Annotated in this window: 26 protein-coding genes; 19 read left to right on the top strand and 7 right to left on the bottom strand. The window is 36.9% G+C overall.

The features are described from left to right. Nucleotides 1–229: 229 nt before the first annotated feature. Genes ACTJIP_RS16540 through ACTJIP_RS16550 form a run of 3 tightly spaced genes read right to left on the bottom strand, consistent with a single transcriptional unit; the run spans nt 230 to nt 2,361 of the window. Nucleotides 230–994, bottom strand: a complete 765-nt coding sequence (locus ACTJIP_RS16540; RefSeq protein WP_077413324.1) for a LytR/AlgR family response regulator transcription factor — start codon at nt 992–994, stop codon at nt 230–232. After that, on the bottom strand, nt 991–2,109 hold the full coding sequence (locus ACTJIP_RS16545) for a sensor histidine kinase (protein ID WP_077413323.1): 1,119 nt from the start codon (nt 2,107–2,109) through the stop codon (nt 991–993). The genes ACTJIP_RS16540 and ACTJIP_RS16545 overlap by 4 nt, the downstream gene beginning before the upstream one ends. 57 nt (nt 2,110–2,166) lie before the next feature. After that, complete coding sequence (locus tag ACTJIP_RS16550; protein WP_180564908.1) at nt 2,167–2,361, bottom strand: hypothetical protein; 195 nt, start codon at nt 2,359–2,361, stop codon at nt 2,167–2,169. Here ACTJIP_RS16550 and ACTJIP_RS16555 point away from each other — a divergent pair. From ACTJIP_RS16555 to ACTJIP_RS16610, 12 genes are all read left to right on the top strand, one after another. Beyond that, nucleotides 2,339–3,163, top strand: a complete 825-nt coding sequence (locus tag ACTJIP_RS16555) for a universal stress protein (protein ID WP_180564907.1) — start codon at nt 2,339–2,341, stop codon at nt 3,161–3,163. The two genes, ACTJIP_RS16550 and ACTJIP_RS16555, sit on opposite strands and share 23 nt — an antisense overlap. A gap of 316 nt (nt 3,164–3,479) precedes the next feature. Next, a complete protein-coding gene (locus ACTJIP_RS16560) occupies nt 3,480–4,034 on the top strand; it encodes a hypothetical protein (RefSeq protein ID WP_219072017.1) in 555 nt (184 codons plus the stop codon). Between the two features lie 12 nt (nt 4,035–4,046). Beyond that, nucleotides 4,047–4,691 carry a hypothetical protein gene (locus ACTJIP_RS16565; RefSeq protein ID WP_077413320.1) on the top strand — a complete coding sequence of 215 codons (645 nt, stop codon included), beginning with the start codon at nt 4,047–4,049 and terminating at the stop codon, nt 4,689–4,691. A 13-nt stretch (nt 4,692–4,704) separates the two neighbouring features. Further along, nucleotides 4,705–5,475, top strand: a complete 771-nt coding sequence (locus ACTJIP_RS16570; protein WP_077413319.1) for a sensor histidine kinase — start codon at nt 4,705–4,707, stop codon at nt 5,473–5,475. Continuing rightward, a complete protein-coding gene (locus ACTJIP_RS16575; protein WP_077413318.1) occupies nt 5,472–6,116 on the top strand; it encodes a response regulator transcription factor in 645 nt (214 codons plus the stop codon). The genes ACTJIP_RS16570 and ACTJIP_RS16575 overlap by 4 nt, the downstream gene beginning before the upstream one ends. A gap of 269 nt (nt 6,117–6,385) precedes the next feature. Continuing rightward, a complete protein-coding gene (locus ACTJIP_RS16580; protein ID WP_175627171.1) occupies nt 6,386–7,231 on the top strand; it encodes a caspase family protein in 846 nt (281 codons plus the stop codon). Between the two features lie 73 nt (nt 7,232–7,304). Then, a complete protein-coding gene (locus ACTJIP_RS16585) occupies nt 7,305–8,315 on the top strand; it encodes a trypsin-like serine peptidase (RefSeq protein WP_077413316.1) in 1,011 nt (336 codons plus the stop codon). Nucleotides 8,316–8,460: 145 nt separating this feature from the next. Continuing rightward, nucleotides 8,461–8,970 (top strand): hypothetical protein, encoded by a 510-nt coding sequence (locus ACTJIP_RS16590; protein WP_077413315.1) that lies wholly within the window; start codon nt 8,461–8,463, stop codon nt 8,968–8,970. Beyond that, nucleotides 8,967–9,314 (top strand): tRNA-binding protein, encoded by a 348-nt coding sequence (locus ACTJIP_RS16595; RefSeq protein ID WP_077413314.1) that lies wholly within the window; start codon nt 8,967–8,969, stop codon nt 9,312–9,314. Before ACTJIP_RS16590 ends, ACTJIP_RS16595 begins: the two co-directional genes overlap by 4 nt. Nucleotides 9,315–9,331: 17 nt before the next feature. Next, a complete protein-coding gene (locus ACTJIP_RS16600; protein WP_077413313.1) occupies nt 9,332–10,033 on the top strand; it encodes a 3'-5' exonuclease in 702 nt (233 codons plus the stop codon). A 3-nt stretch (nt 10,034–10,036) separates the two neighbouring features. Further along, entirely contained in the window at nt 10,037–10,363 is a 327-nt protein-coding gene (locus tag ACTJIP_RS16605; protein ID WP_034691980.1) for an SUF system Fe-S cluster assembly protein, read from the top strand. 16 nt (nt 10,364–10,379) lie between these two features. Then, nucleotides 10,380–10,523 (top strand): hypothetical protein, encoded by a 144-nt coding sequence (locus ACTJIP_RS16610; protein ID WP_175627170.1) that lies wholly within the window; start codon nt 10,380–10,382, stop codon nt 10,521–10,523. A 74-nt stretch (nt 10,524–10,597) separates the two neighbouring features. Here the strand turns inward: ACTJIP_RS16610 and ACTJIP_RS16615 are convergent, their stop codons facing one another. Both ACTJIP_RS16615 and ACTJIP_RS16620 read right to left on the bottom strand, forming a co-directional pair. Then, on the bottom strand, nt 10,598–11,434 hold the full coding sequence (locus tag ACTJIP_RS16615) for a sulfurtransferase (RefSeq protein ID WP_440704849.1): 837 nt from the start codon (nt 11,432–11,434) through the stop codon (nt 10,598–10,600). Nucleotides 11,435–11,662: 228 nt separating this feature from the next. Next, the gene (locus ACTJIP_RS16620) at nt 11,663–12,511 is read right to left on the bottom strand and encodes a hydroxymethylglutaryl-CoA lyase (RefSeq protein WP_077413311.1); all 849 of its coding nucleotides are present in this window, start codon (nt 12,509–12,511) and stop codon (nt 11,663–11,665) included. 187 nt (nt 12,512–12,698) lie between these two features. On the opposite strand from ACTJIP_RS16620, the gene pepT reads away from it, so the two are divergent. The 7 genes from pepT to ACTJIP_RS16655 all read left to right on the top strand — a co-directional run bounded on the left by pepT (nt 12,699) and on the right by ACTJIP_RS16655 (nt 19,015). After that, nucleotides 12,699–13,946, top strand: coding sequence for a peptidase T (pepT, locus tag ACTJIP_RS16625; RefSeq protein WP_440704850.1), 1,248 nt, complete (start codon nt 12,699–12,701; stop codon nt 13,944–13,946). 6 nt (nt 13,947–13,952) lie between these two features. After that, nucleotides 13,953–14,519, top strand: coding sequence for a hypothetical protein (locus tag ACTJIP_RS16630; RefSeq protein ID WP_180564900.1), 567 nt, complete (start codon nt 13,953–13,955; stop codon nt 14,517–14,519). Between the two features lie 178 nt (nt 14,520–14,697). After that, entirely contained in the window at nt 14,698–16,005 is a 1,308-nt protein-coding gene (locus ACTJIP_RS16635) for a hypothetical protein (RefSeq protein ID WP_440704851.1), read from the top strand. Nucleotides 16,006–16,171: 166 nt separating this feature from the next. Then, entirely contained in the window at nt 16,172–16,405 is a 234-nt protein-coding gene (locus ACTJIP_RS16640) for a hypothetical protein (protein WP_139348448.1), read from the top strand. A gap of 151 nt (nt 16,406–16,556) precedes the next feature. Next, nucleotides 16,557–17,153 (top strand): porin family protein, encoded by a 597-nt coding sequence (locus ACTJIP_RS16645; protein ID WP_077413306.1) that lies wholly within the window; start codon nt 16,557–16,559, stop codon nt 17,151–17,153. Between the two features lie 76 nt (nt 17,154–17,229). Further along, on the top strand, nt 17,230–18,291 hold the full coding sequence (locus tag ACTJIP_RS16650) for a sensor histidine kinase (protein ID WP_077413305.1): 1,062 nt from the start codon (nt 17,230–17,232) through the stop codon (nt 18,289–18,291). After that, nucleotides 18,281–19,015 carry a LytR/AlgR family response regulator transcription factor gene (locus tag ACTJIP_RS16655; RefSeq protein ID WP_077413304.1) on the top strand — a complete coding sequence of 245 codons (735 nt, stop codon included), beginning with the start codon at nt 18,281–18,283 and terminating at the stop codon, nt 19,013–19,015. The genes ACTJIP_RS16650 and ACTJIP_RS16655 overlap by 11 nt, the downstream gene beginning before the upstream one ends. Nucleotides 19,016–19,070: 55 nt before the next feature. Here ACTJIP_RS16655 and ACTJIP_RS16660 read toward each other — a convergent pair whose 3' ends face one another. Beyond that, nucleotides 19,071–19,979, bottom strand: a complete 909-nt coding sequence (locus ACTJIP_RS16660; RefSeq protein ID WP_077413303.1) for a DUF6268 family outer membrane beta-barrel protein — start codon at nt 19,977–19,979, stop codon at nt 19,071–19,073. Between the two features lie 85 nt (nt 19,980–20,064). Beyond that, on the bottom strand, nt 20,065–21,300 hold the full coding sequence (locus ACTJIP_RS16665; protein ID WP_440704852.1) for a multidrug effflux MFS transporter: 1,236 nt from the start codon (nt 21,298–21,300) through the stop codon (nt 20,065–20,067). Between the last annotated feature and the right edge of the window lie 14 nt (nt 21,301–21,314).

Below are 21,314 nucleotides of genomic sequence, written 5' to 3' on the forward strand. Positions count from 1 at the left end.
AGTTTTTAAATTTTACAGGAGCAAAATAACTTCATATAATAAGGATATTCACTTAGAAATTGGGTGAAGTGTCATTAATCGCAGGTGAAACGTATGATAGTAAAAATGAAGGGAAAACAGCTGTTTTCTCTTATAAATCTGATAAAAAAAAGATTTTCTGGGTAAAATAAGACTGAAACAAAAAAAAGACTGCTTTTAGATAAAGTAGTCTTTTTTTGTTTTTATGAGATTAATAATCCATCCAGGATTTGAAAATAGAGGCTTTTTCACGGCTTACAACCACTTCCATATCGGGCTGTTTTCTCAGTTCCAGTTTTAGCTTTCCATTAAAATGATTAAAGATTTGCTTTACTGAATTGATGTGAATAATAAATTGTCTGTTGGCCCGGAAAAAGAATTTGGGATCTAACTGTTTCTCAAGTTCTTCCAGCGTTTGCGGAACATTCTCTACCACCCCTGTATTCAACATCGCTTTGCTGATTCCCAATTCAGTATAAATGTATAGGATATCTTCTGCCAAAACGGTTTTATATCCATCTCTGTGGGCTATGAGAAAGCGCTTTCTGTAATCTTTCGGCTGAATATAATTCAATAATCCTTCAATAGCTGTTCCTACTACCGGAACGGCTTCCATAAAGGTTTCATAACGTTTTAAAGCGGCATCCAGCTCTTCTTCTTCAATGGGTTTCAGCAGATAATCTACACTGTTGTATTTAAATGCCTGTACTGCATATTCATCGTATGCTGTAGTGAATATAACTGCACTTTTAATTTCATGCTTGTTGAATATTTCAAAGCTGAGCCCATCTGCAAGGCGTACATCCATCATGATGACATCCGGAACGACATTATTTTCCAGCCAGTGTACTGTTGAGGTTATCGAGTCTTCTACAGACAGGATTTCGATATGGGGTCTTAACTTCAACAACAGTCTTTTTAATCTTTCAGCATTGGGTCTTTCGTCTTCAACGATTAAAACTTTATTAATCTTCATATCAATGGGAGTTTTACAATAAATTTATCTTCCGTTTTTTCAATTACAGGCTTAGGATATCCCAGGATTTCGTACCGTGCAATAATATTGGTGAGTCCTACTCCTGAGGAATCCGGCTTATTGATCAAAGGCAGAAATGTATTGGAAACCACCAATTCTCCTTCAGGGTTTGTATAAACGTGAATTTCCAGAGGATTTAATTTAGAAGTTTGATTATGCTTAATGGCATTTTCAACCAACAATTGTAAAGACAGTGGAAGGGTAAATCTGGACCTGTATTCTTCCTGAATATCTATTTTGAATATAACACCTTCACCAATTCTTTTTTCAATCAGAAAGATGTAGGATTCTAAAAATTTGAGCTCCTCTTCTACTGCAATAATATCTTTTTTGGAATTGACCAACAGATATCTGTATACTCTTGCAAACTTCTCTGAGTATTCATACCCCAGCTGCTGATCTTCAAGGATGAGTTCTGACAGTACACTTAAGTTGTTGAAAATAAAATGAGGGTCTATCTGAAGCTTAAGAGCCTGAAGCTCTGCCGCCATAGCAGCCTGCTTGTGTTTTGATGCCCTAAGTTTATGCTGGGCTGCTTCTACGGCAGTTTTTTTCCAGTTTTCAAGTAAATAATCCACGGTATTAAAGGCACTGATAATCAACGATATTACAATATTAGTTGCGATCCATTGTCCCAACAGCGTGTATTCTTTGCGGGAATCCATTTCGGGTAATGTCACTGAGGTACAGTCTACAATGGCATTAATAATGATCACAATCATGACACTTCCCACGATCTGAATCAAACACTGGATGAGCAATCGCTTCACGGTTCTGTTACTCCAGGGAAGCAGCTTATTGAGTGTTCTGTCTATAAATATACTTACCTCTGAGATGATGATAGAAAAAAAGACAATCCATGAGGCATCTTCCAGAATCATCCTCAGCGGAGCGTTCAAATATTCTTTCCAAATAGGGTCAAAAGGATCAATAAGATAGGAAAAAACACAGAAAGTAACTACTGCTACTGCCCAGATCACGAGCCTTCTCTTCATGGTAGAAAGAATCTTCTTATTTCTTACTATATTTTTTCTGATGGTAGAAATCCTATTCATATCCGGGATTTTATGAATGTAAATATAGAAATAGATTTTAGACGAATCCCTCCTATTTTAGCCGAGACCGCCAAAACCGTACCTGAAACGTAAAATAGCAGCGTTCAAATGGATGTGACGCTTCATCACCTGAAAAAGACAGTTCATCATCATTTTATGCAATGTCACCTTATTTTTACCATAGGTGAAATCCTGTATACCATAGTTTTGCAGTATTAAATCCGGAACAATGAAAACAATAATTGTCTGCACAGATTTTTCCCACGAAGCTGAAAATGCTACTCATTATGCGGCATCTATGGCTAAAGAAAATAAATACAGGATTATACTTTTTAATCTTCAAACCGTATCCATTCATGCTTTGAATGCCCAGGCTTCAGCAGATTTTTTCTATGCTCAAACGCTTAAAAATCAGAAAAAACTGGACGATAAGGCCGCCGGACTTACGACGCTTTATGCTATAGAAACCGGATATCATCTGGCTTCCGGCAATTTTATTGAAGAGCTTGAAAAGTGCATACAGATCCACGAATGTGATTTTATTGTGATGGGAATCGCAGAAAAAACGCTTGAACAAAAGCTTTTGGGTAACAGTGTAACAAGAGCTATCCATAGAATAAAAAAGCCGATATTAATTGTCCCTGCCCATATAGAGTATACGGGAATCAGGAAAATTCTTTTTGCTTATGATACCCACAAAAGCATGACCTGGACAGCAATGAATGATATTTATTATTTCATTAATAAGTTTAATGCTGAGATTGAGGTATTCAATGTAAGTGAAAGGCTGGAAGATTTTGCCGAGGTTATTCATGATATTGACCTGAATTCCGGATATGATCTGGATGATATTAAATATAGTTTTAAAATGACTCAATCCATAGAAGTTATCAAAGCTATTGAGGAGGAAATCAGACTCACAAACCCGGATCTTCTGACTATGGTTCCCTACAAATACAACCTTATAGAATCTCTTTTTCACCGAAGTAAAACAGCTATAATGGCTTATAAAAATAAAGTACCATTACTATCAATTCCCCTAAACATAGATTAAGATCAATAAAAATCTGAACACATTTTGAATTATCCTTTTTGCCTTTAAAGGCTAAATTTTACACTTAATCTTGTTTGACAGGACCGGAAATCTCTTCCCGGTCCTGTTTTTTATACTTAGTTTCGGAACCAAACAGATATTGTTATTTTAATAATCATAATTAATATTTTTTTTTAAATAAAAACAAATCAATAATTCATATTCAACTGAATATTAAAAAGCCGTAAATTTAGTAAAGGATAAAAACAGTGTTTTCCCTCTTTTTTATAGTTGTGCCATTAGCTAATTTTGTTCCATAAAATTAAAAACCATAAAAATGAAAACTTCCTTTTTTACTAAGACTTTAAGTTTGCTTTGTGCAGCATTTATTCTAACGCTCTGTTTTTTAAGCTGCACCCGCTGCTCTGAACCTCCTAAAGAACCCGTTAGTAACAGTTATAAAAAGAAACTGATAAGCTATCGTGAAGGCCGGGTCCTTTTTGATGAATACACGAGAACCAATCATGAAATTCTCATGAAATACAGAAACGGTGAACCTGATTCCCGATGGTACTGGTTTTCACTGGAAGATATGGAAGGCTATATTAAATACGTAAAAGAAAATGCCAAAAAACAAAAATTAAAAAATCCGGGAATCAGGATCTATATGGGAAAATATCCTGTGAATCATCCTAAAAACAAAATGGCAAAACCTGAATATGCAGGCTATCAAACCATATTTTTAGTTCCTACATCCCAAAAAAGAAAAGGTGACAATGCGATGGCCAGATCGGCGTCCACCGAGGAAAATACAGACGTCCCTTCTATAGAATCTATGAATATGACCAATCTGGCACCACCTCCAAAAACCCTGTCAGGAACCATGCCTTAAAAACACAAAATTATGAACTGGAATATTGAAACAGGGAAACAGATATCGATAATCCTATCCATCATAGTGATGCTTTTAATGGTCATAAAACATAGAAAAACCGGAAAGGAGAACTTATTTTTTATTATTGGATATCTGTTGTTTTCCCTGATTGATATTTTCTGTTATTTCTACTACGACCTGACAAACCTGCCTACGGACATATTTTATGTAATTGGGTTTTTAATGATCGTATTCTTTTTGTATTTATTTTATTATCACCAGTTATTATATGTTCCGCTGCTCAAAAAGATACAGACTATCATCCTGGCTCTTTTCGTCCTCAATATTGCTGTAATGTTTTCTACGGAAGACGATCTGCTTCATCATTTTTCTTTTAATATGCTGTATGTAGATATTCTTCTGTTGTTATTTTCAATTATTTTGTTCCTGTACCAAACCTTTAATTCTGATAAGATACTGGAAATAAAGAGCTATTTACCATTCTGGATATCAGTGGCTTTACTGATCTTTTTTATTGGAAGTATTCCGATACTCTTTTTCAGAACTACTGTTTCGGAGACTATTTATTTCTTCATTTTATTTATGCTGAATCTGATCAGTAACGGTATACTCATATTGGGCTTAATTTGGAACAAACAAGAAAAAATAAGATAAATCCTTTTCAGATATGGAAGAGAATAATTTGGTCATCATCTTTACGATTACTTTATTCATCGTTGTTTTGACAATGATCTTCATTTATGCTGTTTTCATTAAGAAAAAGACAACCTTGCTGATAGAGCAAAAAGAAAAAGATTTGCGGTTTGAAAAAGAGCTGGCCACTTCACAGGTAGAAATGAAGGAACAGACCTTGAATTATATCGGACAGGAATTACACGATGATCTGGGACAAAAACTTTCTGTGGTCCGGCTGCGGCAAAACCAACTGATTACCAAATTAAAAAACAACGAAAAAGAAGATCTGATTGAGCTCAATGAACTATTGGGCGAATGTATACAGGATATAAGAAACCTGTCTAAAACATTAATTACCGAACAGATCATTCATTTCGGACTGGCAGAATCCATTGAAAGAGAAGTTCAGCGGATCAAAAAATTGAAATTATTAAAAATAGAATTTATCACTCAAAAGCAGGATATTGATATTTCCCCTAAACATGGTCTGATCCTTTTCAGGATTGTCCAGGAAAGTATTAACAATATTCTAAAACATTCCAAGGCCAAAAATGTTTCCGTACAGATAGAAGATGACTGTGAAAAATTACACATCAGTATCTCCGACAACGGAAGAGGCTTTGATACAAACATTATTCAGGATGGCTCAGGATTAAAAAACATGGAACTGAGAGCAAAACTGATTCATGCCGAACTGTCTATACACTCAGAATTGAATAAAGGAACACAAACTTTGATAACCTATCACAAAAATTTATTATGAAAACTATCCCCATAGCGATCGTTGATGATCATACCTTAATTTCCAAAGCTTTGGAAAATATGATCACAGAAAACACTCAATATCGGGTAATTATGAATCATCCCAACGGAGAAGAATTTATTGCAGATGTGGAAAAAGCTTCTGAATTACCCGCCGTAGTACTGATGGATGTTAATATGCCTTATAAAAACGGTATAGAAACTACAGAATGGCTTACGGAGCATTATCCTGACATCAAAGTCATTGCCCTGACCATGGATGATGATGAAAAAGTTCTTATCAGAATGCTGAAGGCAGGTGCTAAAGGATATTTACTGAAAGACATGCAGCCTGCTATTCTCTTTCAGGCCATAGACACTGTATTCGAGAAAGGTAGTTTTTATACTGATTTTGTAGCTCAGAAATTATTGAAAGTAAAAACAGAGGAAATGAAAAATGCATCCCTGCTTTCCGAGCTTAAAGACAGAGAGAGAGAATTTATAAAATGGGCGTGCAGTGAGCTTACCTACAAAGAAATTGCTGACAAGATGTGCCTGAGTCCGAAAACAATAGATGGTTACAGAGATTCCGTTTTTGTAAAACTGGATATCAAAAACAGAGCAGGCCTAGTCCTTTTTGCCTTGAAACATGATCTATGTTGATTGAATAGTCTCATTTTAAACTTATTTCTTACCCAATATAATAAACATCTTTACATTCTTTTTACGTATCCGGCAGCTTTTCAAGCTGCCGGATTTTTAATTCATAACATACTCATATACAATTAAAAAGGTGTTTTTCCTTTTTCAAAATACGGTTTTCTCCTCTGTTTTTGTCCTTCAGAATAATGGAATTTTGTCATAGAAAAAACACAGAAAGGCAGAACCTGAAAAGCCGAAACAGAGTAGGGAATATTTTTAAAACTAATACAATGAAAAAAGCACTTATCGTAGGTATTAATGATTATGCACCTATCGGTTACGGAGGACCGGATCTTAATGGTTGTGTAAATGACGCAAGAGATATGGCAAATACATTGGTGATCTGTGGTTTTAGTCCGGCAAAGATTAAAATTCTGACCAATCAAAATGCAACACGAGCGAATATATTAAACTATCTGAAATCCATGATCAGCACAAGTGTAAAAGGAGATTCTCTTGTTTTTTATTATTCGGGACACGGGACCAGAGTGGCTAATATAGGATCAGATCTGGAACTGGACGGTTTGGATGAAGCCATTTGCCCGCACGATTATGCCAATAACGGAGTCATTCGTGATGATGATTTTAAAACAGTTCTCAGTAAGCTGAAAGCCGGAGTCAATATGGAAGTCATTTTCGACTGCTGCTATTCCGGAACAGGAACCCGAAAAATGGATCTGGGACTGGAAGCGGATTTTCTCAACGAAACCGCCCGCTATATTCCGCCCATGCTTGAAGATGAATTTTATCTGACCTATGCCAGTGAAATGGAATCGTCTAAGAATTCAAAAAAATCAACTGTTCTTACTAAAGCACTTATCCCTGTTGCCGGAATGAATCATACGTTATGGGCAGCTGCAAAAGACAATCAGGTATCTATGGAAGGCAGTATCAGCGGACAGATACGAGGATATTTCACCTATCATTTCTGCAAAATTTTGCGCGCTACCAATGGGAGTATTGTCAGAAAAACGCTTGATAAGCAGGTTGCTATTGCATTGGCGGCTATGGGAGCAGCCCAGATCAACCAAACAGAAAGCATCACTGCAGAATTTTCACAAAAAATATTTACTTAACCAATAACCTTTACCGGCGGAATCCGAAAAGCCATTAAAAGAGTAGGAATACACTAGATTAAAAATAATAATCATGTCTAAAATTGAAAACAACAACCCAATGACAGCAGAAGAAGTTTTAAGACTTAGAACTGTTAAAGCAAAATCAACTGAAAAACCGTCAGCAATTGAAAAATTATCCAGCCAGCTTCCAGCTATGGAAACCCTTAACGGAAGAACTTTTCCGAAAGGAATGAAAACAATAGGAATGCCTATGGATGAAAAAACAGCTGAGATCCGATCTCTGGAAACTGATCATTTCTACCCTACCCATGCTGATTTTGAATACAATCCAAAGCTTGAACCGAAAAGAGACCGTAAACCAAAATTCATTGACAGAGATTCTTTCCTGACTCCGGAAAATGCAAGAACAATTTTCGGAGCAGATCAAAGAAAAGTATATAATTCTACAGCCTATCCATGGAGATGTGTCGGCAGGGTAGAAAGTTCTTTAGGATCAGGAAGTGGTGTAATGATAGGACCAAGACACCTTCTTACCTGTTCTCATATTGTTGACTGGCAGCCTAATAACACAACGGGATGGCTGAAGTTCACTCCAATGTATTATAACGGCAGTGCTCCTTACGGAACAGCCTGGGGTACATTAACATATTACAAGTATAAAGTAGCAGGTCCATCTATTGATTCAACAGAAATACAATACGATTATGTTGTCATTGTATTAGACAGACCTATCGGAAACAGCACAGGATGGCTAGGTTCAAAATCCTACTCTGACTCATGGGATGGAGGCGCTTACTGGACTCACGCTGGATATCCGGGAGACCTTACAGGAACTCAAAGACCAACATACCAAACAGGTATCGCACTGGATGGAGATTTCTGGAGTGCTGATGACAACGAAAGCATGAGCCATAAAGCAGATATATGGCCTGGACAAAGCGGAGGCCCTTTCTGGGGATATTGGGATGGCTCTCCGTATGCTGTGGCTACTCAAAGTGCCCACAACCCAAGCGATAATTTTGCAAGTGGCGGCTCAGATTTAGTAAATCTGGTCATCAGAGCAAGAAATGAACATCCTTAATTTTTTTAGTTTCAATAACCAGCCCGCCTTTGAAGACGGGCTGGTTTTATTTTATTATTTAACAATTCCTTTTTTAAAGCATTTTCAAGTAATTCTTCGGAGTATTCTCAATATTTTAATACATTTGTTACAAAACATATCTCAGATGAATTTCGAGCAGATCAACTTACACCTTGAGGCTTATAAAGAACATGATCAGATTCTGGATGCAGCAAAATATCTGATCCATTCCTTTGATCTTGAACATGAGAACTTTGCAGGATTTGGATTCAGGGAAGAACTTTCTCCCACTTCAATGCTTCTTACAGCAGAAGGAGGTCTGGGTGGGCCGCAAACCGTAATGATCCCAAGAAATTTATTTGATTTTGACCTGAACCTTGTCCTTAATATGGTGGCGCACGAAATGCTCCATGTAAGGCAGAAAGCTCCCGGGCAGGTAATTGAAGACAAAAATGAGAGAGAATTTCAGGCCTATTATGAAATGCTTTTTCACAAAGTTTTTCCACAAATTCCTGAAGTTTCAGATTTTCATAAAAAATTCTTCGGGGGAAAAGCTCTGGAGTATTACAAAAGAATGGGTGAAGGATCAGTCTTACAGCAAAAATATGCAGAACAGAAAACAGAAGTAGAACATTTAATCAACGAATTACCATGACAGTAAAACCAGATATCACCTGGGCAGATTTTGAAAAAATAGACATCAGATGTGGAACGATAATCTCTGTGAATGATTTTGAAAAGGCAAGAAACCCGTCTTACCAGCTGGAAATAGACTTTGGAGACTTAGGAATCAGAAAATCATCTGCACAAATTACCTCTCTTTACAAAAAAGAGGAACTTGTTGGAAAGCAGATCTTAGCGGTAGTTAATTTCCCTAAAAAACAGATTGCCAATTTCTTCAGTGAATGTCTTGTGTTGGGATTATATGGTGAAGACAAAAGTGATGTCACTCTTGTAACCCCTTCATTACCTACAAAAAATGGGATGCAGGTAGGATAATAAAAAACACAACACATATGATACAGAGTATACCTTTAGAAAGAGTTTTATTCCTTGATATTGAGACCGTTCCACAGGCGGGGTCCTGGGACGACTTATCCGAAACTGAGCAATATCTATGGGACAAGAAAACCCGGTTTCAGAGAAAAGAAGAAATCTCTGCAGAAGAGTTTTATGACAGAGCCGGTATTATGGCCGAATTTGGAAAAATCATCTGTATCTCCATCGGAATGCTTGAAAAGAATGAAACTCTAAAAATAAAAAGTTTTTCCGGACACGATGAAAAGAAAATGCTTCAGGAATTTGGCGAAATCTTCAACAGCCCAAGACTTTACAACGTGATTCTCTGTGCTCATAATGGAAAAGAATTTGATTTCCCATGGATTGCCAGACGATATCTTATCAACGGGATACTGCCTCCTGCTCCGTTTCAGATGTTTGGAAAGAAACCCTGGGAGGTTCCTCACATCGATACGATGGAACTATGGAAGTTTGGAGATTATAAAAGTTTTGTATCCCTTGAATTACTGGCGCATGTCTTTGGAATTCCTACTCCAAAAGATGATATTGACGGCTCAATGGTTTCATCAATTTACTACATAGAAAAAGACTTGCAGAGAATTGTAGACTATTGTGAAAAAGATGTCTTAACTTTGGCGAATATTTTCCGGCGCATGCGTCAGGAAGATTTGTTGAAAAGGAATATCAATCTAGATTAAAAAATGAAATTTACAGACGATCAAATTGCTGACATTGGTGAGGAAATCATTGGTGTACTGAAAACCGTATATGACCCCGAAATTCCGGTAGATATTTACGAATTAGGACTGATTTACGATGTTCAGATCTCCGATGATGCTGACGTAAAAATTATAATGACCCTTACTACTCCCAACTGCCCTGTTGCAGAAACACTTCCTCAGGAGGTAAAAGATAAAGTGGCTGAAGTAGAGAACGTAAAAAGTGTAGATTTAGAGTTGACTTTCGAACCAAGCTGGAATAAGGATATGATGAGCGAGGAAGCGAAGTTTGAATTAGGAATGCTATAAAATCATTCAGAAAATAATGGCAAAAAAAATCGGAGCAGTAGTCCTTGCCTTTCTTGGAATATATATGCTTTATTTAGGAGCCCGGATGCAGGCACAACCTCCTTTTATTACTGGAGTAGGCTTCATCATTATTTCTCTGTTTCACTTAACTAAAAAATAAGTACAGCTGAAAATATTGTACCATAAAAGAAAAGGATGTCTGATTAGACATCCTTTTTTCTGTATTCATATTGCTTACATTTCTTTTGCTATTTCCTTTCCATCTCTTCTGCTCCACTCACTCCATGAACCTACATACAGATCCGGCATTGGGAAGCCTACATAGTCCAGCGCCAAAATAGTATGACAGGCGGTAACTCCTGAGCCACAATGAATGATCAGATGCTCAGGTTTATTCTCTAATAACTGCTTATATTTTTCTTTTAACACTTCCGGGTTCAGAAAGTTTCCGTTTTCATCAAGGTTTTCAGAAAAAGGAATATTGATCGCTCCGGGAATATGCCCCGCAACCAGGTCAATGGGTTCAGATTCCCCTTTATAACGATAGGCATCTCTTACATCAATAACCGTAGAAGAATTGTTTTTCAACTCATTTTCAACAACTTCCAAACTCGAAACAGGAAGAAACCAATGTTCTTTTTTGATTAGAGAAGCTTTCTCAAATGTTTCCTCTCCAGAAGAAAATTCAAGTCCGTTTTTTTCAGCGGCCTGCATTCCGCCATCAAGAACCTGAACTTTTTCAAAACCGAAAGATCTTAACATCCACCAGGCTCTTGCAGCAGCATTTGAGGCATTTTTATCATCATACACAATGATATGAGAATTTTCTGCAATTCCAAGGTTTGAAAGTGTTTCCGCAAATTTTTCTACGGAAGGAAGCGGATGTCTCCCGCCAAAAGCAGCACCTTCCCCTATCTCAGCCAGATCTTTATCCAGATCTATGAATCGAGCTCCTTTTATGTGTCTTTCAAGGTAATTCTGCTTTATGTCTTTTCCGGTTCTTGCATCAAGAATGATAAGATTTTCTGTTGGAAGGTTTTTCAAATCGGATGGGGAGATTATTGGAGTCATTTTGTCGATTTTGGAATTAATACTAAATATGATCATGGACACAATCCATTATATTTGAACACATTAAGAAGACAGATAGTTCAGCCGTATTTTTGTCATTCCGTTAGGAATCTTAATTCCGTTATTGAAAAAACAATCTGGATTCCTAACGGAATGACAAATTTAACTCTTAACCATCCTAAGATCTATTTAAATTGTTAGATCTGTGAAATTTATGATTTATTCTTCTTAAAAATGAAAAATATCCTTCGCTTTATTATAAGAACTTTCAAAATTCAGAAGATTCAGTTTATGTTCTACTTTTTCAACGCTCATAAAGTTAATCACCTGCTCAGTAGGCATATTCCCAACAAGATCATCTTTAGCCATAGGACATCCTCCGATTCCCTTGATGGCACTGTCAAATCTTCTGCAGCCTTTATCATAAGCCGCTTTTAATTTTGAATAAGAATCTTCATAACGGTTATGAAAATGTCCTCCGAAGTTGATTTCAGGATATTTTGAAGGTATTTTTTCAAACAAAAGGGCAATAGTTTCCGGTGTTGCCACTCCTGTTGTATCCGATAATAAAATATCTTTCACTCCGATATCTGAGAATCTTTGTGCCCAATGATCAACATCTTCCCATTTCCACATTTCTCCGTATGGATTTCCAAAAGCCATGGAGAAATAGATGTTAAGCTGCTTGCCTTCACTTTTTACCAGATCAAGCATTTTAATGATTTCATCAAAAGCTTCTTCCTGACTTTTATTGGTATTTCTGTGCTGAAAAGTTTCGGAAATAGAAAACGGAAAACCAAGAATATCAACAGATTGGTGTTTCAATGCTTTTTCAGCACCTCTATAATTACCGATAATTGCTGAAACCTTCGTTTTGGAACGTGATTTGTCAATATTTTCGGCCACCTCATCAGAATCAGCCATCTGCGGAATTGCTTTCGGAGAAACAAAACTCAGACAATCCAATACATCAAAGCCAACATCCATCAAGGAGTTGATATAATCTATTTTTTTATCGGTAGGGATAAATTCTCCCCATCCCTGCATGGCATCTCTAGGACATTCGGTAAGAAACATTGTTACTTTTTGATTTTCTCAAATATAATAAAACTAAACTACTTAGTATACTGTACATACAAAGCTAACACTATTTTGATTTTCAAAGTTTTATATCTGATTTATAATTTCGATAACTGATATTAAATCGCAAATAACGTATTCTCAGCATCAAATTTGCTAACTTTGTTAAAATTTATGATATCTGATGAGTACAATAGAATTCAACCCATTGTGGAAAGAGAAATTACTGAACCGTTTTCTTAGCTATGTAAAAATATATTCAACCAGCGATGCAGAAAGTGAAACTACACCTTCTACTCCCCGCCAGTGGGATATTGCCAATTACATTACTGAAGAGCTGAAAACTATCGGCCTGGAAAATGTTTCAATTGATGAGCATGGATATATTATGGGATATGTTCCTTCTAACCTTGAAAATGATGACAGACCTACGATCGGATTTATTTCACACTATGATACTTCACCGGACTTCAGTGGAGAAAATGTAAAACCTCAGGTTTGGGAAAATTATGATGGAAATGATCTTCTTTTGAACCAGACGACAGGATTCACATTATCTCCTGCAAGATTTGAAAGTTTAAAAAAATATATCGGCCAGACGTTAATTACTACTGACGGAACTACTCTTCTCGGTGCTGATGATAAAGCGGGTTGTGCAGAGATTGTAACGGCTGCAGAATATCTTATTGCTCATCCGGAAATCAAACACGGAAGAATTGCTATAGGATTTACTCCTGATGAAGAAATCGGAAGAGGAGCACATAAATTTGATGTCGCTAAATTCGGTGCTGAATGGGCGTATACAATGGACGGTGGAGAAGTTGGAGAACTTGAATATGAGAACTTTAACGCTGCCGGAGCTGTGGTAAAAATTCATGGATTGAGCGTTCACCCGGGTTATGCTTACGGAAAAATGATCAATGCAGCTCTTTTAGCGGCTGAATTTGCTCAGACACTTCCGGCTAATGAAACACCTTCAACAACAAAAGGTTTTGAGGGATTCTATCATTTAATGGATATTACCGCTGATATCTCTGAAGCTAAACTTCAGTACATTATCCGTGATCATGATGCAGATAAATTTGAAGCCAGAAAGAAATTCATGGAAGGAAAAATCGCGGAATTCAATCAAAAGCATGGTGAAGGAACTGCTGAAGTGGAGATCAAGGAGCAATACAGAAACATGAAGCAGCAGTTTGAAGGTAAAATGCACATTGTAGATCTTGCTGCAAAAGCAATGACTGAAGCTGGTATTGAACCTAAGATCAAGGCAATCAGAGGAGGAACAGACGGTGCTCAGCTTTCTTATATGGGACTTCCATGTCCGAATATTTTCGCAGGAGGAATCAACTTCCACGGACCCTATGAGTATGTAGCTCTGGAAAGTATGGAAAAAGCGACTGAAGTAATTATAAATATTGTAAAAGCTTAATAAATCATGAAAAAGGTCTTAGCATCAGCATTCATTTTCACTTTTATTTTCGGCAGTGCCCAGATTTCTGAATTTCAAAGGGCAGATTCACGCTATGAAAGAAAGAAAACGGCTCTGTATAACAAATATCCTAAGCCTAATGATTTAAGAACGAAAAAAGAATGGCTTTTGACGGAAGATAAAATAGCGGCTTACCAGGATGCTTTAGATAAAGCCTCTCTTGAAGATCAGAAAATGATTGCTGCAGATCCTCCGACAAAAGCAAAAGTCACTAAAGAAGCTGAATATGATAAAGGCAAAGCAGCCTTTCAAAAATTATTATATGAAGCTGTGGATCTTGATTTTTTAAACTTTTCTTCAGAAACATACAAATCAACAATAACTTTTGTTGTTGATTCTAAAGGAAATGCTCTGAATCCTAATGTAAAAGGAAATAATGAAGATGTAAATGCATTTATTGAAGCCGCTTTTTACCGGATGAAAGATAAAGGCAAGTGGAAACCGGCAGAAGACAAAGGAAAACCAGTGTCATCAAATGTTTCTATTCCTTTGGCGTTGACTTTTAAAAAATAATATAAGTAACCCGCTCCCATAAGAGCGGGTTTTTCTTTGCCTTTTTAGGAATATATTATGAGGAATTAAAATATAAATTCCATTGAAAACCATTATGTTATTGACAGTAATTTAATATGATTCTTTTGTAATCTTTAAATAATTCACTTAAATTAGAGAAAACTTAAAATCACTGCTTATGAAAAGGAAATCTAATTTCTTCAAAATCAACAGAAAATTTTATTTTTCTCTTATTTTTTCTATTTTCTGTTTGTTTCTTTTAACGTCTTGTTCTCAGGAAGATCCGGTGGAAGCTCCTGTTGAAAATCCTGCAGAGTCATTTCCTATGAAAACATTAGGAAATCTTACTTTACAGAGAAATGTTATCATTCTGAATGATGAATCTGTCAATGCGATTTCCATTCACAATGACAGGGAAATTACATTTAGCCGTACAACTCCGCAAACGGATAGTATTTCGGCAGGAACCGTTATTGTTGGTACAAAAGTAGAAGGTGACCAGGTGAGCACAATCCTTTCAAAAGTAAGCTCTGTTTCTAAGGCCAATAATCAGTTTACTGTACAAGCCTCCAGCGCGAAGCTTGAAGAATTTATCTATAGCGGAACGTTAAGCGGAGTGTATGATCCTTCAGATAAAGCACCTGTAAGCATCAATGGGAAAATGGTGAATTATGTTCCCGTAGAAGGCTTGGTTTCCCAGGAAATTAATCGTAAAATACTTTCTATTGAAGCAAAGAATCTCCAAAATCAAAAGATAGTTGCCTTCAACCGTTTTAATTTTGATAAAACTTTTTCTTTTCCTTTATCTTCAGCAGGAACATCCAGCGTGAACGTAAAAGGTGGATTTACTCCAAAAATTGATTATAATATCACATTCTCATGGGGACATTTAGCTGATTTTTATGTCAATCTTATCATGGATGACATCCAGCTTAAAAGTTCTGCGAGTATTGTAGGAAGCTTAGGGTATACAGCAAGTACTACAGATTACCTGAATATTCCTATTGTTCCTATTGTGTTGGGACCTACCGGACTTATTTTAAGTCCTACCCTTTCTGCCGGACCTTTTCTGGGTGTAGAAGCGGCAGGAAAAGTACAGGGACAGCTTTTGGATCTTGAAGGAAATGCCAACTTTCTGGTAAGCAAAACCCCGGCACTCAATATCAATCTGAAAAAGAAGTCAGATCCCGTTATCACCGGTGCTGAAGGAAACCTGTCTGCTGAAGCAGGCGTAGAGGCTAAAGGAGCAGTAGGACTGATGTTTATTTCTATTCCAATTGCTAATTCAGGATTGAGAGGAAGAGCTTCTGCCCTTTCATCCTTAGGGCTCACATTCATTCCTGAAAGAAAAGGCGTGATCTCCGTAAAAGGCAAAATTCAGGCTGATATGTTTTATGGTTTTGGAATAGCTCCTCTCAGATATGAAGGAACGATTCCTCTTTTCAAAAAAGAATATATGCTGTATCAAAAGGATTTCAGTTTCTAAGACAAAACTTTCTATCTATCATAATAAAGCCGCTCCTGTAGTGGCTTTATTCTCATAATGCATCTGCATGCAATTCATTTACAATTCATTAAGACAATTTTATTATATTTACAAGGATGTACAATTTTAAACAATAACATTTAATACCAAATTAATCATGAAAACAATGAAAAAACTTTTGAGAAAGGACTTAACTACAATTCTGGGCAGCGGAATAGATGGCTGCCATATGGGAGGTAATTCTTATAATTGTCAGGACGACTGCCAATGTGCCTGGGGGTATGCATGTGAAATGTATGAAGACGGAAATCCGGGACAATGCATCTTTGTAGGAGGCGGCGGAAATCCTGGCGGCGGCGGATGTAATCCACCTTCGATCTGTGAAGAACAACCGTATTAGTAATAGCAAACCGGAAGTAGAGATACTTTCGGTTTTATTTTTCACCCTAAAACAGATTCTTGTCAAAGTATCTTTACCGTTCATCAAATAAAATTTCATCCCATACTTCATAATTGTTGTTTTGCAACAGATTTTTAACAACACTTAATTTATGAAGCAGCAATTTTTAGCGCTGAGCTCACTATTATTGTGCATTTCCTGCACCATAGAAACGAAAGCACAGCAGACCCCGGCTTTTCACATCGGAGTAAAGGGAGGAGCAAATTTTACAAAAACCTCAACGGAATCTTCTTCCTTAGAAGGGAAATACGGATTCGGTTATCAGGCAGGAGTAATGACAAGAATGGATATCGGAAGACTATATGTGCAGGGAGAGGCTCTGTTCAACAAAAGAAAAACATCATACCAATCCCAAGACGGAAGCTCTTCCAAACTTTCATGGAACGCTATTGATATTCCTGTAGTGGTAGGGTATAAATTCATCAAAACCAATGATTTTAATGTAAGAGCATTTGCCGGAGGTGTTTACAGCTATGCCTTTAATAATAATTTATCTTCTTCTGAGGCTTTGCAGGAAGGTTTTAAAAAATTCGACAAATCCAATATTGGAATTACGGGAGGTATCGGGGTAGATTATAAAAACTTCACGGTAGATCTCAGGTATGAAACAGGTCTTTCAAGCATCAGTAAAGAGTTTAAGTCCAAACCCCATAGTTTTTCCCTTGGAATAGGTTATTTCCTGTTCTAAAAAACTTAAATTATCTTTACCATTAGAAACTGTTTCCCTGCAGTTTCTATTTTTTTATCAACCTATTTCCAGTTCTATGACAAAATCTTTTGTTTTCAAAGAATACGTATTTACTTTTATATTCTGGCTTACTCTTGCTATTGTATTGTGGTGTAATATTCAGATTTCTACAGAAAAATATCTTGCTGTTATTCAGGCTATTATCATTACAGCTTCTTCTTTTACATTCACCCATTTTTTAACCAATAAGCTTCTATCAAAAGCCTTACGGGAAAAAAAGATGAACCAGTTTCTGATACAGGCAGTCATTGTTATTTTCATATTGAGCCTGATCTTCGCTGTTATTTTTACTTATCTTGAAGTCACTCCAAAAAACCCTCTTCCACAGAGTTTTTCAGATCAGCTGCCTATTGTATGGCAGGGCTTTTATATGTCTTTACCAGCCTCCTTTCTTATTACCGGAGTGGCATGTGGCATAAAATTTTATAAAGAACACGGAAGAATAGAACGTGACCATATTCTCCTTCAGCAGGCTCATCTTGAAAACCAGCTCAAACTTCTACAGGATCAGATCAATCCGCATGTGGTATTCAATATTCTGAACCACATTCATATTCTGATGAAAACGGACACGCAGCTTGCAGATTTTTTACTGATGAAATTTTCAGATATTCTACGGTATCAGCTGTATCATTGTAACCAGCCTTTGGTTCCTTTGTATAAAGAGATAGAATACCTTCAGAATCTTGTGGAGGTAGAAAAATTAAGATGGGGAAATGAGCTTGGGGTAAAGGCTTCCTGGGAAATTGATAACAGGAAAACATTTATTGCTCCTTTACTGCTGGTTCCTTTTATTGAAAATGCCTTTAAATATGTCTGCAGACTTCCCGGGCATAAAGGGTATGTGAAAATCTCCTGTAAAGAAAAAGACAATAACCTCTATTTCTATGTTGAAAATCCCTATTCCGATATGGCAACCCATAAAAAGAAAGACGGAGCGGGCGGAATTGGTCTTCAAAATGTAAAAAAACGTTTAAAGCTGCAATACCCTGATTCTCATGATTTAAAAATTGAATCAGATCATCATATCTTCAAAATAACTTTAATTCTTACTTTATCTGATCATCATGAGCTGTAATATTCCTAAAATGAAATGCCTGATTATAGATGATGAACCTCTTGCAAGATTCCATCTTAAAGAACTGGCTGGTCAAATTGATTTTTTATCCGTTGAAGATACGTGCGCTACAGCACTGGAAGCAGACACCAAAGTAAAGGAAAACCAAATAGATCTTCTTTTTTTGGATATCAACATGCCCTATCTTACTGGTCTTGAATTTCTGGAACAGCTGGAAAATCCGCCTTTGTGTATTCTTACCACAGCCTATTCTGAATATGCTTTGGAGGGATTCCGTTTACAGGTAGTGGATTATCTTTTAAAACCCATTGCCTTTAACCGTTTTTATCAGGCTGTAAATAAGGCCCAGCAGCAGTTTATCATCAGTGAAAAATTGAAAAAAAATACACCTCTGGATGATCCTTTTCTGTATGTGAGACAGTCCGACTCCTTTATTAAGGTTTCCTGGGTAGATATTTTATATATTGAAAGTATGCAGAATTATACCAGACTTCATTTTAAAGACAAATCACTGACTATTCACCAGACGATGAAGGCGATTGAGGAATCTCTTCCTTCAGATCATTTTTTCAGGATTCATAAATCTTACCTCATCAATATTACCCATATTGATATGATCTCGGGAGGACGTCTTTTCATTAATAAAATTGAGCTTCCTATTTCCCGTACCCGTAAAGAAGAGTTGCTTAATCAGGTGGTGTATAAGAAATTAATAAGTAAGTAGTGGAAGAGAGAAGCTGGAAGCTGGGAGTTATCAAATTCCCCGCCTCCGGCATTTTTTATGGCAGATTCCAGCGCAGTGATACGGCAGCGTAGAATGTACTTGCAAACCTTGGATCTGCTACTTTTTTGTCTCTGAAAATACTTTTGATCTTTCGGTCATTTTCGTTGAAACTTCTCAGTATTGCTGTTCCACCCGTGAGACGCAATGTAAGATTGTCATTGATTTTTAATTCCGGTCTGAGTCCTGCAGTGATTTGCTGATAACCCAAAAGTATAGATTTTCCGCCTACATTTCTCTCTGCCGTCATCCCGTTAAGATCTACAACAGCTTTTAAAGCAAATTTATCTGAAAACAGATAACCGGCTTCCATCCCTTGTGGGAAATTGATGTTGAATTTAATTTTCCCGTTGGTCTTCCAGTCAAAATAGATCCATGGTAAAATCATAGGAACTCCAAAAGCTGTGGTGAGCACCGGCCCTCCACCCAACGAAAGATTTGGATTAAAATGTCTGATAAACAAAATTCCTCCCTGTCCCAGTACATCATCAAAACTGACTCTTTCAAGGTCTGTATACACTCCCACGGATGCCGTCATCATCATACTCCACTTTTTGCCTAAAGGTCTCATATGCTGTATTCCGACCTGTGCATTCAGCATCTCATCCGGAAATAATTGAGTTTCATAATTTTTATGCGTCATCTTCGCATAAGATCCACTCAATAACATCGACCATGATCTTACTTTTCCGTCGGTATCTTTTTTTACAGATAAAGGAATACTCAGGTTAAGATCTATTCTTTTAAAATCACTTTTAGAATTTGTCTTTGTACTGTCTTCAGGGCGGATATAGTTTGAGCCCGGAATATATTCTGTTTTTAGCTCCGCAGAGAGCCCGGATTGTGCATTTACCCAATATCCTAATGGCAATAAACAGCATAAAACTGTCGAAAGGGTTCTTTTCATATTTTAAATTTTATGCAAAGAGAACCCTTTGGTTATTTTTCACAAAAATTACTTGATTAAGTGTCCGGATAGTATGACAACAGGATCAAATAAGAGGATGAGTTTCCGGACTAGAACTGGCAAGTAAGCTTTCTCTTTTTTGATTTTTAAAAATACAATACCCGAACCATACTGCAATCAATGCCATTGCAGAGCGTGTTACCACCATTGGAATGATAGAATCTGCTTCTAAAAAACCCAGTAATGCTGAGATTAAGAATGTAACCATCAGCTGCATGAATCCAAGTAAAGCCGCCGCTGTTCCTCTTCCTTCTTTAAATGGAGACAGCGCATGGGCGGATGTAATAGGAAATAAGATACCGATAGCCAATAATGACAGATAAAGCATTGCAATTTCCAGGGCTACAGAAACGTTTTCAGCGGCAATCAGAATATGAAGGGAACATACCACCAGTAATACAATGGTAGCTATAAATAACAGTGCTGAGTTGCTTATTCTCTTGATCAGCTTTGGAGTAATATAGGCCGCAGTGATCAATGCCAGGGAATTAAAAGCAAATATAAAACTAAATGTACTGCTCGAAAACCCATGGATCTCCATGAATAGAAAAGGCGCATTTGAAATGTAAATAATAAGGGATGCAAAAGCAATACTTCCCACCATTGTACTGTTGATAAAATCTTTGTTGGAAATGATCATTTTCAGCTGGTCTTTTAATCCTTTTTCATTCACCAGCTCCTCATCAGGAAGATTGATTCTGCTGTTGGTTTCCGGTACATATTTGTATACCATGAAAAATGTGATCAGTCCCATGATGCATAAAAAGGCAAAAGAGCTGTTCCAGCCCCAGAATTTAAGGAAAACACTTCCCAATAGCGGAGCCACAATAGGAGCGATACCACTGATCTGAGACTGCTGGGAAAAGATTGTTACCGATTTTTGTTTATCATAAAGATCAATAATGATCGCTCTACCAATAACAATTCCGGCACTTCCTCCGAACGCCTGCAGAAAACGCATTGCCCATAAAACATAAATATCTGAGGTAAAATAGATGGCCGTAGCTCCTATAATAAAAAGTAAAAGCCCGCAATACAGCATGGGTTTTCTCCCTTTTTTGTCAGATAAAGGCCCCCATAACAGTTGTCCAAAAGCAAACCCGGCAAAGAACACCGAAATGGATATCTGGATATGTCCGATATCGGTATTAAAGATTTTAGCCATACTTGGGAAAGCGGGAAGATAAAGATCTATACTTAGCGACTCCAGTGTGTTGAGCAGTGCCAAAATAAACACTACAATATTCAAATTCTTCTTCATAAATACATAAGCCT

Origin of the sequence: Chryseobacterium sp. 22543, from assembly GCF_052044565.1 — a bacterium.
In the GTDB taxonomy this organism is placed as follows: Bacteria; Bacteroidota; Bacteroidia; order Flavobacteriales; family Weeksellaceae; genus Chryseobacterium.

What these genes read in the sequence shown, in the direction of transcription:
- ACTJIP_RS16545 (WP_077413323.1), bottom strand. Translation starts at nt 2,109, where the DNA reads ATGAATAGGATTTCTACCATCAGAAAAAATATAGTAAGAAATAAGAAG.
- ACTJIP_RS16655 (WP_077413304.1), top strand. Translation starts at nt 18,281, where the DNA reads ATGAGCTGTAATATTCCTAAAATGAAATGCCTGATTATAGATGATGAA.
- ACTJIP_RS16540 (WP_077413324.1), bottom strand. Translation starts at nt 994, where the DNA reads ATGAAGATTAATAAAGTTTTAATCGTTGAAGACGAAAGACCCAATGCT.
- ACTJIP_RS16585 (WP_077413316.1), top strand. Translation starts at nt 7,305, where the DNA reads ATGTCTAAAATTGAAAACAACAACCCAATGACAGCAGAAGAAGTTTTA.
- ACTJIP_RS16595 (WP_077413314.1), top strand. Translation starts at nt 8,967, where the DNA reads ATGACAGTAAAACCAGATATCACCTGGGCAGATTTTGAAAAAATAGAC.
- ACTJIP_RS16665 (WP_440704852.1), bottom strand. Translation starts at nt 21,300, where the DNA reads ATGAAGAAGAATTTGAATATTGTAGTGTTTATTTTGGCACTGCTCAAC.
- ACTJIP_RS16650 (WP_077413305.1), top strand. Translation starts at nt 17,230, where the DNA reads ATGACAAAATCTTTTGTTTTCAAAGAATACGTATTTACTTTTATATTC.
- ACTJIP_RS16605 (WP_034691980.1), top strand. Translation starts at nt 10,037, where the DNA reads ATGAAATTTACAGACGATCAAATTGCTGACATTGGTGAGGAAATCATT.
- ACTJIP_RS16565 (WP_077413320.1), top strand. Translation starts at nt 4,047, where the DNA reads ATGAACTGGAATATTGAAACAGGGAAACAGATATCGATAATCCTATCC.
- ACTJIP_RS16560 (WP_219072017.1), top strand. Translation starts at nt 3,480, where the DNA reads ATGAAAACTTCCTTTTTTACTAAGACTTTAAGTTTGCTTTGTGCAGCA.
- ACTJIP_RS16645 (WP_077413306.1), top strand. Translation starts at nt 16,557, where the DNA reads ATGAAGCAGCAATTTTTAGCGCTGAGCTCACTATTATTGTGCATTTCC.
- ACTJIP_RS16600 (WP_077413313.1), top strand. Translation starts at nt 9,332, where the DNA reads ATGATACAGAGTATACCTTTAGAAAGAGTTTTATTCCTTGATATTGAG.
- ACTJIP_RS16570 (WP_077413319.1), top strand. Translation starts at nt 4,705, where the DNA reads ATGGAAGAGAATAATTTGGTCATCATCTTTACGATTACTTTATTCATC.
- ACTJIP_RS16590 (WP_077413315.1), top strand. Translation starts at nt 8,461, where the DNA reads ATGAATTTCGAGCAGATCAACTTACACCTTGAGGCTTATAAAGAACAT.
- pepT (WP_440704850.1), top strand. Translation starts at nt 12,699, where the DNA reads ATGAGTACAATAGAATTCAACCCATTGTGGAAAGAGAAATTACTGAAC.
- ACTJIP_RS16615 (WP_440704849.1), bottom strand. Translation starts at nt 11,434, where the DNA reads ATGACTCCAATAATCTCCCCATCCGATTTGAAAAACCTTCCAACAGAA.
- ACTJIP_RS16620 (WP_077413311.1), bottom strand. Translation starts at nt 12,511, where the DNA reads ATGTTTCTTACCGAATGTCCTAGAGATGCCATGCAGGGATGGGGAGAA.
- ACTJIP_RS16610 (WP_175627170.1), top strand. Translation starts at nt 10,380, where the DNA reads ATGGCAAAAAAAATCGGAGCAGTAGTCCTTGCCTTTCTTGGAATATAT.
- ACTJIP_RS16635 (WP_440704851.1), top strand. Translation starts at nt 14,698, where the DNA reads ATGAAAAGGAAATCTAATTTCTTCAAAATCAACAGAAAATTTTATTTT.
- ACTJIP_RS16660 (WP_077413303.1), bottom strand. Translation starts at nt 19,979, where the DNA reads ATGAAAAGAACCCTTTCGACAGTTTTATGCTGTTTATTGCCATTAGGA.
- ACTJIP_RS16640 (WP_139348448.1), top strand. Translation starts at nt 16,172, where the DNA reads ATGAAAAAACTTTTGAGAAAGGACTTAACTACAATTCTGGGCAGCGGA.
- ACTJIP_RS16575 (WP_077413318.1), top strand. Translation starts at nt 5,472, where the DNA reads ATGAAAACTATCCCCATAGCGATCGTTGATGATCATACCTTAATTTCC.
- ACTJIP_RS16555 (WP_180564907.1), top strand. Translation starts at nt 2,339, where the DNA reads ATGAAAACAATAATTGTCTGCACAGATTTTTCCCACGAAGCTGAAAAT.
- ACTJIP_RS16580 (WP_175627171.1), top strand. Translation starts at nt 6,386, where the DNA reads ATGAAAAAAGCACTTATCGTAGGTATTAATGATTATGCACCTATCGGT.
- ACTJIP_RS16630 (WP_180564900.1), top strand. Translation starts at nt 13,953, where the DNA reads ATGAAAAAGGTCTTAGCATCAGCATTCATTTTCACTTTTATTTTCGGC.